At 42.1% G+C, this 17,435-nt stretch carries 6 protein-coding genes and 1 pseudogene; 1 reads left to right on the top strand and 6 read right to left on the bottom strand.

Features of this window, described 5'->3' with window-relative positions; translation table 11 throughout:
• A partial coding sequence (locus HT669_RS06005) for a DUF1542 domain-containing protein (protein WP_172933657.1) occupies nucleotides 1-2,702 on the bottom strand: 2,702 nt, incomplete at its 3' end.
• 605 nt (nucleotides 2,703-3,307) lie between these two features.
• On the opposite strand from HT669_RS06005, the gene HT669_RS06010 reads away from it, so the two are divergent.
• A complete protein-coding gene (locus HT669_RS06010; RefSeq protein WP_166735466.1) occupies nucleotides 3,308-3,556 on the top strand; it encodes a hypothetical protein in 249 nt (82 codons plus the stop codon).
• A gap of 284 nt (nucleotides 3,557-3,840) precedes the next feature.
• Here HT669_RS06010 and HT669_RS06015 read toward each other — a convergent pair.
• The 5 genes and pseudogenes from HT669_RS06015 to HT669_RS06035 form a co-directional block, all read right to left on the bottom strand.
• Nucleotides 3,841-4,309, bottom strand: a pseudogene (locus HT669_RS06015) (adenylosuccinate lyase); the annotation flags it as partial.
• Between the two features lie 279 nt (nucleotides 4,310-4,588).
• Entirely contained in the window at nucleotides 4,589-5,563 is a 975-nt protein-coding gene (locus HT669_RS06020; RefSeq protein WP_000175246.1) for an Rpn family recombination-promoting nuclease/putative transposase, read from the bottom strand.
• A gap of 100 nt (nucleotides 5,564-5,663) precedes the next feature.
• Nucleotides 5,664-7,352, bottom strand: a complete 1,689-nt coding sequence (locus tag HT669_RS06025) for an alpha-L-fucosidase (protein ID WP_000251022.1) — start codon at nucleotides 7,350-7,352, stop codon at nucleotides 5,664-5,666.
• A gap of 1 nt (nucleotide 7,353) precedes the next feature.
• Nucleotides 7,354-11,142, bottom strand: a complete 3,789-nt coding sequence (locus HT669_RS06030; protein WP_001250575.1) for a sugar-binding domain-containing protein — start codon at nucleotides 11,140-11,142, stop codon at nucleotides 7,354-7,356.
• Nucleotides 11,143-11,379: 237 nt separating this feature from the next.
• Nucleotides 11,380-17,196, bottom strand: coding sequence for a ZmpA/ZmpB/ZmpC family metallo-endopeptidase (locus HT669_RS06035; RefSeq protein ID WP_172922623.1), 5,817 nt, complete (start codon nucleotides 17,194-17,196; stop codon nucleotides 11,380-11,382).
• Between the last annotated feature and the right edge of the window lie 239 nt (nucleotides 17,197-17,435).

The raw sequence follows: 17,435 nt of genomic DNA on the forward strand, positions 1-17,435 counted from the left end.
ATCGCTTCTACACCTTGTGTCTTAGCGGCATCTACTTGTTCTTGAGCTGCTTTGGCTTCTTCTGGTGTTGCGGCTACATCTGGTTGAGCATCGATGGCCTTGTTCGCTTCAGCTGCTTTCGCTTGAGCTTCTTTCTTAGCTGCATCTTTTTCTTCAGCTGTTAGATCTTGGCGAGCATCGATTTCTGCTTCTTTCTTAGCTAGTTCATCTGCCACTGCTTGTTTAGCAGCATCTTTGGCTACTGGAGTCACAGAGGTAACATCCGCTACACCTTTATCTTCTGCAGCGTCCACAAGTTTTTGGGTTGCTCGGGCTGCATCTTCTGTATCTTCATTATCAGGTTGAGCGTTGATTTTAGCTAATTCTGCATCAGCTAATTTTTTGGCTTCTGCTTTAGCTGCGTCTTTTTCTGCTTGACTTAGGTCTGTGCGCTGATCAATCTCATCATTTTTAGCTGTTAAGGCATTGGCAATTGCTGCCTTAGCATTCTCTTTAGCGATTGGGTTTACTTTAGAAATGGCTGTAGTGGCTTCTGTTTGCGCTTCATCTACAGCTGCATCTGTCGTCGCTGCATCGATTTTCTCAGTTGCTGCCCGGGCTGCTTCATTGGCTTTAGCAATAGCGGCTGTTTTTTCAGCTTCTGATAGATTTATGTCTGCATTAATAGCATCTTCTTTGGCCTTACGTGCTGCTTCAATTGCCGCTTTGGCTTCAGCTTTTTTAGCTACTACTGGATTATCTGCTGCAATGGCGGTTGTCCCTGCAGTTTGAGCTTGATCCAAGGCAGCTTTTGTTGTTAGGTTAGGATCATTAATGGCTGCTAATGCTTTTTCCTTATCTGCATTTACCTTAGCGATAGCGGCTTGTTTTTCATCATCGGTAGTATTAGGATCTGTAATAGCATTAATTTCTGCAATCTTATCTTCTGCAGCCTTGTTCACTGCATCAATCGCAGGTTGTTTATTTAGGGTCGTAAACTCTGTTAGTGGTCTTCTGTCTATAGATCCATCTGTATAGGTTACTAGTAAATCATTTCCATCTTTTGTGATTGATTGAATCTTACTATCTTTATCCTCTACTTCTTGACCGCGCTTAGACTCTAACCGTTTATCTGGATTGGTTTTAGAATATTCAAGCTTGACTTTTTCTTTTACTTTTGCAAACTCTTCCTCCGTTACAGCTGCAGGGTCGGTAACGACAACCTTGTCGGCTTCCTCAGGAGTTTTTATATCATATTTTTGCCTCTGAGGTTTATTGACAACGTTGAAAGCATGATCATTGTTTTTTTCCGTTTCAGATCCAGTAAAGTCTGTTCCTTCAAGGTCTGTAACCCGCACATAACGCCATCCCAAAGCTAGGCGTCTAGGATTTTCCCCTTTTGTTCCTTTATCTAATTTATCTTGTGACAAATCACTTGTCGCAGTTGTCCTACCCGAATAGGTAATAACTGCTGGATTAGTCTCTGATGCTGGTGTTTCAGTTGTAAACTCATTTGCCTTATATCCATACTCCGTATCAACTTTATTTTCTTCATCTCGAACAGGATTAAAGGTTCTATTCCCACCTTTCAGCAGTTTAGCAGACTTAATCTTATCTGCATCATCTTTAATTTTGATATCAAATGAGTTGTCTTCTCCACTATACACATAGATTTCTCTTTCAGTAGGATCAGAATATGGAATATCTACTGTTGGAGGTTGATTGGTACGTGCTACATTAGCAACTGGAACCATATCTGTTGAACCGTCTTTATAGGTTACAGTGACGGTTCCATTCGCTACATCTACACTCTCCACTACTGAATCACGAGGTTCTACAACAGTTCCTTTTTTAGACTCTAGTCTAGCGTCCTGGCTAGTTTTAGAATATTCAACTTTAAGCTGAGTTTTAATTTTTTCAATATCTGCAGTAGTTAAATTGTCAATATTTGAGACACTGATTTTATCAGCATTGGTTGCGGGTTCCTGGATGCTATATTTGTAGGTTTGAGATTTAAGGACAAAATACATATATCCTGGATCTCTTATTGTCCCAGAGTCTACAACATTCCTCAGTCCTTGTGTATCACCAACCTTTACAAAGCGCGTCCCAATATTTAATGTTTGTTCCTCAGTTTTTGTATACCTAGCATTTCTTTTTAAATCCTCACTCGGTTTTCCTGAAATGGTAATTTTAGCAGGAGCAGCTTGGGTAGCTTGAGTAGCAGCTGCACTGGTCGATTCAGCATCATTAATTACCTCTGCAGTGTATCCAAACTCAAGATTAAGTTTATTCTCTTCTCCGGTAACTTTCTTAAATCCCTGATTCGAACCCTTTTTGACTGTTGCATAAAGAATTTCCCCACTATCATCGTGGACAGGAATTTCAATACCTGCATCTTCCTCATTATAGACAAAGATTTTCTTTTCACTAGGAATAGAATAGGGGATATCTGCTACAGGTTTTTGGTTTTCTGTGCCAGTAGACGTTGCTCCACCTCCCGGGTCAGCCTCCTCCCCTCCGTTAGGGCTAGCTGCCACAGCGGCTCCGCCTTGTGGGTCTGTGCCATTCTCATCAGCTGACACTGCTCCGTTCCCCAAAAACATAAATAGAGCCGCTACTGCCACACTAGCCGCACCAAAACTATATTTACGAATAGAATAACGCGTGACCTTCTCACGACGCAGGCGCTCAGAACGACTCATGGATACTTTCTTGTCCATTACTTAAATCTCCTTTAAGATTATATTTTTCTACGTAAGAGAGGCTCCTCCTTCCTTATAGAAGGAGACTTCCTCTATGCATAGATTTACTTTACTATGATACATAATTACCAAGATATATGCAACTTTTTTGTTTGCTAATATTTTGCTAAAAAAAAAAAACATTTTTTCGATTTTCGTGAATTTTATTCGGTTTTTTTATCCATATTTTTCATTATTTTATAAATTTGTTAAGGATTTACCGATTATTATGCTCTGATTTTTTAGGATTCATTCAACCCTTAATTTCTATAAATATTATTTTTTCAAAATAACTCTATCTTTTTCACTAGCCTCGACAAAATAAGTAGAAAAAATGTAAGGGGGTGCGCCTTTTTCATTAGCATCATTTGAAGATGACAACATGCAAGGAGCCTAAAAAAGAGAAACTGCCAGTGATATCACTAGCTATTCTGATTGCTTGCCATAGAACAGAAGATAGCGGCTCCTTACCTCTCCTGACTACTTGACTAGTCTTGACCACTTACTATAGCTGCTCAGTTTTAAACAAGCAGGTTATCAGAAAGCCATGGCCTAGCCTACTGATTTTAAGCAAGGAGCATTGGATGGCATCAAAAAAGAACACAGGCCTGCCGAGGCAGCCAAAGTTTTTGATCTTGGTCTCAGAACTCTCTTCAGCTAGGAAAAGAAGTGAGGTGAGCAAGGACACTGAGAGCGGAAAGAGCCAGTCATCAAAAATCGAAAGCTTCCTTATAGAGGAGTCGAAAGCTTTTATAGAGGCTCATCTCGAGGCTGCTTTTAGGGAAATTGCGGCACAGTTTGATTGTGCTCTCCCTTCAGTAGGGCAGCTTTAAAGCAGATTCAGGTCACTTGAAAAAGACGACTAGCTTTAAGGAACAAGATTCAAAGAAAGTCGCTGACTTCTCTAGTCTGGAGATTTTCCAATCTCCCTCCTTATGGGACGGTTCTATAGTAAAATGAAATAGAAATAGGACAAATCAATCAGGACAATCAAATCGATTTCTAACCATGTTTTAGAAGCAGAGGTGTACTATTCTAGTTTCAATCTATTATATTTTTTAGCAATGGGCTTTGAGATAACATAAAAATCGAAGTTCTCTCACTCCTATAAATGGAGTCATAGAAATTCGATTTTTTCTAATGATTCTAATCCTAGACGTTCAAAGATAGGCTCCACTCGTTTGGTATAGTAAAGATGGTTGAAAATCTCATCGATTTCCTCTTGTGTCAAACGTGATGTCATCTCTGGATCTGCTTCCAGAAGTAGTTTGAAGTCTACTTGCTTGTCCCAAGAGTAGGCTGTTTTTGGTTGTACCAAGTCATAGGCTTGCTCACGGGTCATGCCTTTTACCAATCAAGGTCAACATGGCACGTTGGCTAAAGATCAGACCAAAAGTCGCGTTCATGTTGCGGATCATGTTTTCTGGTAAGACCGTCAAGTTCTTGACGATATTTCCAAAACGGTTGAGCATGTAGTCAATCAAGATGGTCGTATCAGGTGTGATGATACGCTCAGCTGATGAGTGGGAAATGTCGTGTTCATGCCAGAGAGCCACATTCTCATAGGCTGTAATCATGTGACCACGCTCTAAACCCTGTTCAATCCCCTCTGCACGACCGCGTTCCAACCCTTTTTCTTCAGCTTGTTCCAAGGCATAGTCCTGCGCTAACAAGGCTTGTTCTTCGCGTCTGCGTTGTTCACTAAACATCTCCCTGTCCTCCTCGGACCAGCTCTTATAGTCTAGCAGTTGGTCTGCTTGACTGATGGCTCGCTCGGGTTCCTGGGTAAAAGGTTTATTCCCAAAAAACTCCAACCATGCTTTGCGAACCTCGTCTTTGCTGGTTTCTCTGTATTTTTTTAGGTCTTATTTGTAATGTTTTTTCAATAGCGACTCAAACTCAGCGACGCTCATACCCAGCTGATGGCTGGCAACCTCGGAAGTCAGAAGTCCTTGCCGAACCATATCCAGAAAGGCAAAAAGTTTTCCACGTTCAAGTCCACGCTCTAAACCTTTTTCGATGCCTTGTTCAATCCCCTCAGCTCGACCACGTTCAAGACCTTCTGCACGACCTCTCTCCAACCCTTTTTCTTCAGCTTGTTCCAAGGCATAGTCCTGCGCTAGCAAGGCTTGTTCTTCGCGTCTGCGTTGTTCACTAAACATCTCCCTGTCCTCCTCGGACCAGCTCTTGTAGTCCAGCAGTTGATCTGCTTGGCTGATGGCTCGCTCGGGTTCCTGAGTAAAGGGCTTATTACCAAAAAACTCCAACCACGGCTTGCGAACCTCGTCTTTGCTGGTTTCTCTGTATTTTTTTAGTTCCAAGAACGCCATCTTAACCAGATGATTTTCTTGTCCATTATTGGTGATGGTTAAAACCTCACCTGTCGTATCCTCGCGCATACTAAAACTATGAAAAGCTAGGTCATCTGAAAAGTAATTGCTGTCCACAATTGCGATAGCGTATACTGGTGCAATGTGTTTGTAACTCTGGTGGGTGTCACCTTCACGTTGGCGAATTTTTTCTAGGTTTTGATTGACCTGACTACACAAATAAGCCCACAGGCGATTGATGAAAAAATTCTGATGATGGACTTGAATCTCAATGATTACTTGAGTGCCATTATCTAGTTCAGCTAAAACATCTATACTGGTATAGAAATCCTGTGCCGAGTACGGCAGGGAAGGCAAGACGTGAATGTTGCTTCCCTCCAAAATGGTCACATTTTTGGCTGGCAAGTCCAGCATATCGCGAATAAACTGACAAGTGATTTCTGGGTTGCTGAAAATTTTCTTAGCAACCAAGTCATTAGTTGGGCTAATGCCCGGATGACGTAATGTCATATTTCTTCTCCTTTCATTATAGCACATTTTTAAATCTAGGTTTACTAGATTCACTGCTACTATCTATTTATTCGGAAAAGAAATGAGTTGTTAAGATATTTTATCTCGTTTCAACTAAAATATGAGCTTGATCAATCAGCTGTCCATCAACAGTCAGATTCAGATAGAAATCCAAGGTCTTATCGGCAGCAAAATACAGGGTTGGTATGGTCAAATCTTTTTTGCTTTCCCCAGCTTGGAATTGAAGGACTTGAATCTCGTCCTGATAGACGACACCATGGACACCTGTCCCCGGTTGAATCGAAATCTTAGCTTCCAAAGGAGTACTACTTTCGCTACGTTCAATCCTAAAATGAAGAGTCTCTCCCTTTGCCACAGCTAGGCTTTTTTCTGCAAATGCTAATCCCTGAACAACTTCTTTTTTTGATAAGCTAGGAGTTTTATAGAGGGAAATCTTGGTCAGTACAGGTAAATCCTGTGTCTCTGTAATCATCACGCGCACCTTCTGTGCCTCTACTATCGGCCCTCGCAAGAGGCGCTTATGACCAACTGTGAAGCCCCTGCCAAATTCCTGCCAGACACCATCCACCTCTACTTGCACATGAAAAGCAGCGATTCGTTGCCCTAGCTTCAAATCTTCTCTTAACTCAATTACATCAAAAGTTTTAGGAGATCCTAGGTCTAGTTCTAACTGGATTGGCAAGCCTACGTCGCTTGCCCAAGAGCTGGTCTCAAGACCATCTGTCAGATGGTGACAAGCAAAGTCTGCGGAAAGAGCTGGACCAGATACCCCAGCTCCCAAAGCCAAATCTTCTTTATAGAGCTCATTGCGATAGGCCGCAAATTCATAGAGGCGTTCAATATCCTTTGCATCAAAGAGCCCAGCTTGATTCGGCGGAATATTAAGCAAGAGTGGAGTTCCTCGCCCTACTGAGTGAAAATAGATTTCGACCAACTCCTCGAGAGACTTAGGATCCTGATCCTCATGGTAAAACCAGCCCGGACGGATGGAAACATCTGCCTCTCCGATTGAAAAAATCGTGCCCGAGGGATCCCCGTGCTGAAGATAGTTCAGCTCTGCTTCTGTTCCTAGCTTATCAGGATTCACCTTTTGCCATAGGGGATCACCTGCATACCCTCTTTCATTGCCAATCCAGCGGATACTGGTGCCTTCTGTTGAAAAAATCAAGCAGTCGCCCTGCAGGTCACGAATGGTTTCAAACCATTTTTCAAATTCATAACTGACCTTTTGCGCGCCCTCTCCTCTGGCTCCATCCATCCAGACCTCAGCAAATTTCCCTCCATTTCCATAGGCAGGATTTGATAAAATCTCCTTCAGCTGTGCCAGATAATAGGCATTATAGTCCGCTTCTCGGTCCACATGATAGAGGGGACTATGGGCATCCCACGGTGATAGGTAGACCCCCATATCCATATCAAACTCTGTGGCAGCTTGGGATACTTCAAGAAGCAAGTCTCCCTTTCCTCTCCTCCAAGGACTGACCTTAACCGAATAATCTGTGTGAGCTGTCGGATAGAGGACAAAGCCATCGTGGTGCTTGACCACCAAAATCAACTTCTTGAAGCCCGTTTCCTTGAGTACACAAACCCACTCACGCGCGTCTAACTGTGTCGGGTTAAAGTGTTCAGGATCCTCCTGACCTGTCCCCCATTCCTGGTCATAAAAGGTATTAGGCCCAAAATGGATAAAGGCTGCTAGTTCATCCTCTAAATACGCTAACTGGGCCTGACTAGGCAAGGGGCCATGCGGTTTTATTGCTCTTACCATACTACTTCCTATCTACATTTTTCTTTACTTTTTTGGCATACACTTGCAATTCTGTTAAGGCTAGGGGGCTTGCCAAGTTTTCAAATCGAAGACGAAGGGCATAGGTTTCCACCTTGTCAAATTCAAAACGAAGCTCCTCATCCTTGTCACTTGACACTTTTCGGATAGCTGATACAGGGCGCCAATTCTCCTCTTGTTTGAGCAGAGAATCCTTGTCCAAATGATTTGGAGTCCGAGGCAAGCTAGGCTCATTCCCTACATAATAATCGATATGGGTAGGATCCACCGCCACGTAGTCTTGATTTTCGACATAATACAAGGTCACATTATCCACAAATCGCGGTTTTAAAATCCCTGCATCTCCAAAAAGAATGCCGACATTGGCTTGCTCTGACTTGGCAATCCAAGTATTGGCTGTCGATTTCTTCCGAGAAATGACCTTGTCATTGAGGTAAGAGACTGGGTGATTAGGCTCTGAGTGGGAAGCAAATACCAGAGGCAGGTTGGATCCTGTCCACTGATTGGAAATGACTTCCCCATCTACACTGGCATCTGTCACATGAATGGTGACTGTTGCTGGCAACTCACAGCCCGCTACTTGTCCTGTAAGAATACATTCTCCTACCTGAGCATAGACTTGAGGATCGAGTTCATCCCAAGTCACCTTGGCCGTATCTCGTCTGCCATCTGATAAGACTAGCTTAACTCGGTCTGGTAGGTGTGGGGCTTCCTTGACAAGCGTCCAAATCCTTTCAGTCTCAATAGCGCAAATCCCTTGGACACAAATCTGAGCAGAAGCCTTTAAATCCAGCCCTTCCAGCTGACCAGATACCATAAACTCATGAAAGCTTGCCATATCTTCTTCGGAGATTGCCTCCCAAACAACCTTGACTCGTTTTGCACCGCCAGACTCATAGTCCACCAAAACTGAAGATGGAAGATGTGGATAAGTCCCCTTAGCTGTATACAAGCGAAGTGGTCGTACAAAAACTGCCTGCCCTAGTGAGGTATTTTCTGCCACCTGCAAATGAGTTTGATAGGTCTTTCCTTGATAAATAGCACTGATAACCAAGTCGCCTGCAGACAAGCAATGAAGCACTCCCTGCTTGATAATGGCGTGGGCACTACCACTCGTCTCCCAAATCACTTCACTATTCCCCACCTTGTTCACAAGGTTATCCACAGTTTGTGGATAAAGTCCAATAGCTGGGGAATCCCCTTCTTGTAATCCTGCCTGCTTGTCCACTCGAATCTCAAATAAGCGCTGATTTTTCACTGACTGGCAAGCCAAATCCTCTCCCACTAAGAGATCGAAACTTGCCGGCTCTAGCCCTCTGGCACTGGCCTTTACTCTCACTTGACCTACCCGCTCCAAGCTCTGAACTAAGAGGACACCTCTGCCATGAAAGGCTTTCCGCTTAAACCGACCATTTTTCTGGGCTTGGTAACGTTCACGACTGGCCTGCCTACCATTATCCACACCTACAATAAGAGCAGGGCCTTCAATTTCAAAATGAAGCTGATTGGAAGCAGTCGGCACCCAATTTCCATCCTTGTCCAATACATCAAAATAGAGATAGAGGAGGTCTTGCCCATCTGGCTCCAGTTTTGTCTTCTCAGCATGTAGCCCGATTTTGGCTGGCTTACCTGCAGTCACCACCCTATCTTCTGCCACAAGCTGACCTTGACGGTCATAGGCCACAGCACGCAATTCTCCCGGTTGATAAGCCAATCGCCATTCTAGATAGAGCTGGTCAGAACCTTGTCCCTCCTGGTATCTTCGACCGTCTGAAGTCCATTTTTCCTGAAAGGTCTTCCTACCTTGGGATTTTCCATTGAGAAATAGCTCTACAGAACGGGCATTTGAATACACTCGAACAGGGATATCCCCATACTTATCCACAACTTGTTGATAACTCTTGTGGATTTCCCAATTCCAATGGGGTAGGATATGAACCATGGGATACTGATCTAGGTCCAACCACTGACTTTGATAGAAATAATAGTCATTTTTAGGAATCCCTGCCGTATCCACAAGCCCAAAATAGGAACTCTTTACAGGCATGTCATTTTGATTGTGCCAAGGAGTGGGCTCACCAATATAATCCACTCCTGTCCAGATAAACTGACCCGCATAGTCTAGCCGATTTCTATCTGCTATCCAAGAAGCCGTCGCTGTCTTCCCCCAAGGAACTCGATCATTGCCATAGTCTGACTGTTCAAAATTCCGCACGCGGCGATTATCCCCAACCCATTCCTTATCTGGGCGAAAATAGCTGTCACGCGTCCTTGTAGCCGATGAGGTTTCAGATCCATAAAGTCGCCACTTAGGATGTCTTTTGCGAATCCCATCAATATTGTCTTCCGAGTAATTCAAGCCTACCACATCCAGCAAATCGGCTATCTTTTCATGGCCTCCAGACCCATCTCCAAAGCGAAACTCGTCCATTCCCATGGTCACAAAACGGCTATCATCCACTTCCTTAACCCTTCCCAGCAAGCGTTTGATAGTCTTCAATGAATGAGCATCTCCATTTGCTTCGCTGACTTCATTTCCCAAGGACCACATAAAAATCGCTGGATTGTTCTTGCCACGCTCAATCATGGTGCGCAAATCGTAATCTGACCAGAAATCGCCTGCTTTCGCTTCTGGATGAGTCGCTTCTTCCTCAAAAAAGCGACCATAGTCATATTCTTTCTTGCCTCCATACCAGGTATCAAAGGCTTCTTCTTGGATAAGTAAGCCCATTTTGGCAGACAGATCCAGCAAAATACTACTAGCTGGATTATGGGTAATTCGGATAGCATTGACCCCCATTTCCTTCATCTGGCGCAAGCGTCTCTCAGCAGCTGACTTGTTTTCCACAGCTCCCAATGCTCCGTAGTCATGGTGCAAACAAACCCCATGAATCTTCAACCAGCGACCATTTAGAAAGAAACCCTTATCCGCTTGCCAATCCATATAGCGGTAACCAAAAGTCTCCTCTTCTTCATCAACCAAAATGCCATTTTTGTAGAGGCGAGTCTTCAATTGGTAAAGGTGAGGATGATCAATATCCCAAAGCAAGGGTTGAAAAATTGATATGGCTTGTTGGAAATGATGTTTGCCTCCAGACTCAATCACTAGAGAGTCTGTCGCCTGCCAGTCTGAAACCTGTTGTCCATCATACCAGATACTCTGCTCCAAATATACCGACACGGACTGAGGCCCATTATTTGAAACCTTGCTTTCAAGCTGGGTTTCCACCCACCCAGCTCTTTGTTCCTTTAGCTTAGGACTTGCTATCGTAATCCCATACAAATCCAGATGCACCGAATCTGTCATCAATAATTTTACTTCTCGATAAATACCGCTACCAGAGTACCAACGACTGCTAGGTTGCTTATTTTCCACAAAAACCGCAAGCTGGTTGGCCGTCCCATCATTTCTTAGATAAGGGGTGATATCATAAGAAAAGGGTGTGTAGCCATTGGGATAATAGCCCAACACTTGTCCGTTAATATAGACTTGGGCATTCATGTAAACCCCGTCAAAGAGCAAACGCACCGAAACAAGACTGGCATCTTCTTCCAAGTAAAACTGTGTCCGGTACCAAGCTTGACCCCCGTTTAACTGACCACCCTCATTTTGCGCTGGCGAATACTGATCAAAATCATTGTAAATACTCCAGTCATGTGGTACTTGAATGGCCTGCCAATTTTCCCTCTGAAAATCCGGCGCCAAGGCCTCTTCTTTCCCCACCTCTTGACTAAAAAACCAGTGATTTCGTAAAACTTCTTCTCTTCTCATACAAGCATTCCTCGTTAAACAAGTCTATTGACTTGACTATAGCACAAAACAAAAGCGCTTTCAAGACTTCCTCCATCACTCCCTAAATCCTCAGAAAAGATTCTATAATTTGTGGAAAAGTCTGAAAATCACTCCATGTTCATATAAACTGTCATTTTCAAGAAACAAGGTCAAACCTTACAAGAGCGCAAAAAACACCTCTCTGAATGTTCATTCCAGAGAGATGTTCCTTTTGTCTTAGCTATTATAAATCGACTGTCTAAAGTCATCTGAATCTTTGAGATAAGCTTTATAAATCGCTTTTTTCAGTTTTTGAACGGGTGTTTCGATAAACATAAATTTCTGAGCTGTTGTGTTTCCTGCTTTTATTTGAGCAAGTTCCTCTTTAACAGCTTTATTCATAAGCTCTTGTAATTTTTCTTTACTATCAATCACTTCTTCTTTTCCGTTGTAATTTATAGTAATTGGTGTTAACTTACCTAATTTCTCAACACGCTCATTTATTTGCTCTTTTTTGAACTCAGCATATGTTTTTCCTAGAATTTTATCAAAAATATATTTATCTGATAACGGTACTCCCTCTGCTTCAGCTTCTTCTTTAAACTGATTTGATACATAAGGAACAAATCCTTCATAGTAGCCCAAAGCAGCCATCAATTCAAAGGCTTGTTTTCTAAAGGTGATGTCCCCACTCATACCAGAGTCATTTTGACTAACACCATAAATGGTATCAAACATATCAACGGTATAGTAACCATTTGGTGCAATTTTACCTTTATCCTTAAAGCCAGCAATGATATAACGATTGACCAGGATATGATTGTCAATTAAACTATCAATATCTGTCAAGTTTTTGGCATCTTCTAAGGTCAGAGCTTGAATCTCCTCACTCTTATGAGTCGGTTTAACTGCTGTATTACGGTAATCTATCCATCTTCTAAATGGTGAACTAATAGGAACTATTTTCTTGAAATATTTAGTTTTTTCTTCATCAGTTAGATTTTTCGTTGCCTCAGCTTCTAGATAATCTAGAGTATAAAGGACATCAAAACTTCCCTTCATGTAAGATTGCAAATCTTCTGCCGTTTTAAATCGATCAGGTGTCTTATTGTAAAATCCATCCTTATCACTCTCATCATATACAAAGTTGAGATTGAAATAAGTATCCTTTTCTGGATTATAGGAGTTTTCAAAAATACCACGCGCATAAAACTCTGCGGCTGTACCATCTCGACGACCGTGATTATTAAACAAGACCGTTCTATCTAGTAAGTGCGTCATTTCATGAGAATAAGTCGCTGAACCTCTATCATCCAGAACTCTATCTATAAAGTAACGGACACCTAATCCATTAGCCTCAGCTCCCACCTTACTTACTGGAGAATAGTAATTCATAGGAGTCATAAACTGGTCGACCCCCTTATCAGCTCCACTACCAGTAGCTGGTGACCAAGTGCTATCAATCTGGGCATTCGGATTACTTGTATATTTCTTCATCGTATCAATAATCAAGCGATTTGTCAGCAACTTATCACGATTTTCTGGTTTTGTTATACGATAAAGAGTATCAACATAGTTGGCTTGTTGTACAGCCGCCTTTTCAATTAAAGACTTGACTCTAGCAAGCTCAGCCTGGTACTTAGTTGGATTAGACTGGGCGAGAGAAGTATCTATATAGGAACCAATATTACCGTAAGTAATCGTCGCCATATTACTAATCACATAAACATTTGGTTCTTTCACATTCAAAAGTCCCAAAATAGCAGCCATATTAGCCTCTTGTTTACGAGGATCCTTTTCCCCAGCTGTCAACTTGCTATACAGCCCGACATGCGCTGAAGGATTTTCCTTAGATGGTTTTTCAACAATCATAGCTTGGCTAGATTTTTTAAGCCAGGTATCCGCATCATCTGACATAAAGAGTTGGCGATTGCTGTCTAAAAATTCCTTCAAGCTAGCCTTACCGGTGATAGTCGATAAATATTTTGTAAATGTTTGAGGACTATTGGTCAATTTCATCTCTTCATAAGACATGGATCCTAATTTTTTCAAACTAGCCAAGGCTGTCATTGTCTTATTGCCAAATGAACTTGGATTAAAGGCCAGAATATCACGAATATTCGTGTCCCCAAATTGAATATTATAAAAACGATTGATATAAGACAGTCCCAACAAAATCTGCTCTTTGTATTGCTCCAGCTCTTGTTTGACCTTGCTGCGATTTTTAGGGGTATCTCCTATAATTCCTAATGTATGCGAGGCAATCTTTTTGAAACTTGACTCAGCTTGCCTCTTCGTCTGATCAAAGCTTTCTTGGATTGACAGTTTTTGAAGATACTCTATGCGCAACATATCTTTGACCTCTTGGTCAGTAATATTTGGTTGTGTTTTTCTGAGAAAGATTTTACGCAGGGTAATATCTCGAGGATCATAGGTAGGCTCTAACTGTGCTTTTAGTTTACTGTCATGTAAGAAGTCTACTGACCTCGCGCTTGTGGTCAGAGCAGACACATCCACAGCATCTTCTCTCTCACTATTTGTTGGAAGGATGTGTGGTTTATCCTCCTGACTACCAACTAAAACAACTCTCGGTTTCATTGGTTTTGTTATTTGACTCACTTCTCGAGGATTAACCAATTCACCAGTTTGTTCATTGATAGCGTAGGTTCTGGTCAGTGTATTCTCACCAACTTCTCCTTCAGAGGCTACCTTTTCCATCTTTTTAGCAAGAGAAGAATCCTCTCTTCGTTCCTCAGTAACAGCAATCGGTTGTATTACTTTTTCCACATTACCAACTTGAATCACTTTATCGACTGCTGGATTTACTTGTCTAGTGGTGTCAGATACCGTCACCTGACCTGTTGCCTGGTCTAGTTGATAAGTCGTCCTAGTTTCCACCGAACCATCACGCCCTGCAACCGCTACTTCCTCTTTTCTGAACTCCAAAGCAGGATTCACCTGGTAGATCATTTTATGAGATAGGACAGTGGTTTCAACACTCGGTTCAGTTCCAACTTCTACAACTTGATCAACTTTGTTGGCTACTATTTTGACAGTTTTACTCTCAGAAATATTGCCACTTGCTTGATCTTTGGTATAGGTAGTAGTAACTTGTTCTTGTCCCTCAACACCCGAAATTTTTACTCTTGTAACGCCGTGGTCTAGCGCTTCATTCTTTTCATAAATGGTTTCATAAGGAACAGCTTTGGTCTCTACTTTGGTCTGAGGAATTTGAGTGTCTTCTTTAGTACCAACCAAGATTACTTTTTGTCGCATAGCTTTAGTTATTTCAGTTTTCTCAATTGGATTTGTTAACTCTCCTGTCTCCGGATTAACTTCATAAGTTTTAGTGACGGTTGTTTCCCCTTGCTCACCTGCATCTTCAACCTCTTCTTTTCCTTTTGGAAGTTCAGGGTTATCTTTTCTCAACTCGGTGATTTCTATAGGTGACACGATCTTTTCTACATTTCCAACTTTTACTATTTTGTCTTTAGCTGGAGTGTTTTCTGTTGTAGTTTCTTCTGAGATAGCTCCTGTTTCTTGATTTACTGTGTATGTTGTAGTTGATACTGTACGCCCTTTTTCACCTGGTGTTTCTACTTTTTCCTTATAACTTAGCGTCTCATCTGCTACATATCGTGTTTCAAACGGAGTATCCTTTATTTCAACCTTAGACTTAGTTCCTACTGCCGTTATTTTCGCTTGCATTGGCTTAGCGACTTTTGTCGTTACATCTGGCTCAGTCAAGTCTCCTGTTTGTTCATTTACTTTGTAAACTTTTATTGTTGTCGTTTCTTCGTCCTGACCTTGATTTCTGACTTCTTTGACACCTTTATCAAGTGACTCATCCGCAACAAACTGTTCACCTCTTTTGGTTGTTGAGGTTGTTTCTTCTACATTTCCAACCTTAACAACTCTATCTACTGGATGTTTTTCTATCTTTGTTGAAGTGTTTTCTACTATTTTCCTAGTACTTTCATCAAAACTGTAAGAAGTAGTTGTCACTTCCTTACCATTTTCGCCTGCTACTTCTACTCGTTGCTCTTTGTAATTTAAAGCTGGCGATGCTGTATAGATTGTTTTATAGTCCAGTACTTTTTCTTTCATTACTGGACTTGGGACAGTTGGTTGCTCTTGGGGAGCTGAGGGTTCAGGCTGAACAGCTGGAGCTGGTTCGTTTCCTTGACTTGGGTTGACCTCTGGAGATTGATCTTCTTCGCGTCCTGATTCCATGGCTGGGGTTGCTGGTTCAGAATCTTTGGTCTCAGCAGTTTCTTTAGATGGTAGCTTAGACTCAGTACCTTGTTGGACATGAGTTTGATTCTCCTCGCCCCCTGATTCCATGGCTGGGCTTTCTGGCTCAGAATCTTTGGTCTCAGCAGCTACTTTAGATGGTGGCTGGGACTCAGTACCTTGTGGGGCAGACTCACCAACATCTTTTACCCCCTCAACTGAATTCTCCAGCTGTTTCTCCTCACCCTTTTGTTCCGCAAGAGATTGATCTTCTTCGCGTCCTGATTCCACGGCTGGGATTGCTGGTTCAGAATCTTTGGTCTCAGCAGTTTCTTTAGATGGTTGATTAGACTCAGTACCTTGTGGGGCATGAGTTTGATTCTCCTCGCCCCCTGATTCCATGGCTGGGCTTTCTGGCTCAGAATCTTTGGTCTCAGCAGTTTCTTTAGATGGTTGATTAGACTCAGTACCTTGTGGGGCAAGAGTTTGATTCTCCTTGCCCCCTGATTCCACGGCTGGGCTTGCTGGTTCTGGTTGCTTCGGCTCGGCTTTGGGTTTGTCAGGTGTTTGTTTCTCTCCTGGTGTTGCTTCTGTACCCGGCGTTTCTTCTGCTCCTGGTCCTGGTTGTCCTATTCCATCAGCTGGTTTTTTCTCTGTTTCATTCTCTACTATTGGAGTTTTTTCAGGTTGAACTGGTCTACTTTCCTCAGATTTGGGTTCAACTTCTTCCTTAGTCCCAACTGCAATCACCTTGTTCACCGGTTCTTTTGTGATTATATTTTCTATAACTTTGCTAGATTTTTCCCCATTAACGATAGTGACTTCCGTATAGATGGTGCGTTCACCAACAACACCTTCTTGAACAACTTTAGTTTGCCCTTTAGCTAAGGTTGCATCTTCTTGTTCTATCGTTTGGAAAGCAACCTCCTCTGTAGTGACTAGCAATTCTGGTTTCTCTACTGTGGCATTTAACACACCTTCCTCAGGACTTGTTTTATAATCACTATTATCTTCTGCTTTCGGTTGTTCTACTTTGGGATTTCCTGCAACTTCTTCCTTAGGCCCTATAGGCACAATTTCATCAGGAGCTTCAACAATTTTCTCAACTGCGTAGGATGGTTGAGGAGATTGCACAAGGTCTTCAGTCGAGCTAAAATGAGATGCAGTCTGTGGTACAATCTTCTTAGATTGAGGTTCTGAACTGTCCTCCTTTTGAGATAATGCTGGCGATTCTACCTTATCAACAGAAAGTTCCTTGCTAGCACTATCTCTTACCAAATAATATCCCGTAAATTCATATCCTTGGACTCTTTCAGGACTTGGTAGAAACTGACCTTCTACTCTCTTAACAAGGGCTGGTTGCAATTCTACCAGATTTTCAATAGCAGAGATGGATACTCCCCATCCACCAACAGCAAAGACGCTCACAAGGAAGTAAGACGCTCCCTTTTTTCTCTTGATTAAAGTAAAGGAAAGCAATAATAATCCTGCCCCCAAGATAAACATCCCATCATTAGAAAACAGACCTGTTTCTGGTAATCTTGTAGCCAATTTTCGATAGATAAAGTAGTATTCTTTTCCCTCTTTTACCTCAATCTTATTTTCCTCAAACCATTGCAACTCAGATTTCAGCTTTTCAGATAAATCCTGCTCATCCAAATAATGACTTGAAATTAGTGTTGAACTCGTTTCTGTAGCCTGTACAGGTTGAGCACCCATACCAGCAAAAAATAAACTCGTTCCTAGCAAGACTGAACAAGCTCCTATTGCATATTTCCTCAAAGAAAAACGCTGCTTTCTCTCAAATTGAAATTCTTTCATCCCATCTCCCATCATTCATTATTACTGTATATTTAGTATATCAGAAATAGTCTATATTCACAAATCTTTCTAGTTATTCCCTTATCATTCCAAGTTAAGGGCAACAACATACAATAATTTTTATTTAATACTCTTCGAAAATCTCTTCAAACCACGTCAGCGTCGCCTTGCCGTAGGTATGGTTACTGACTTCGTCAGATGCGAAGAGCATAAGGGGGCAGTATAGTCAAGTGATTTCG

The sequence above is a fragment of the Streptococcus sp. 2100 genome (assembly GCF_013276335.1).
Classification (GTDB): Bacteria; Bacillota; Bacilli; order Lactobacillales; family Streptococcaceae; genus Streptococcus; species Streptococcus pseudopneumoniae.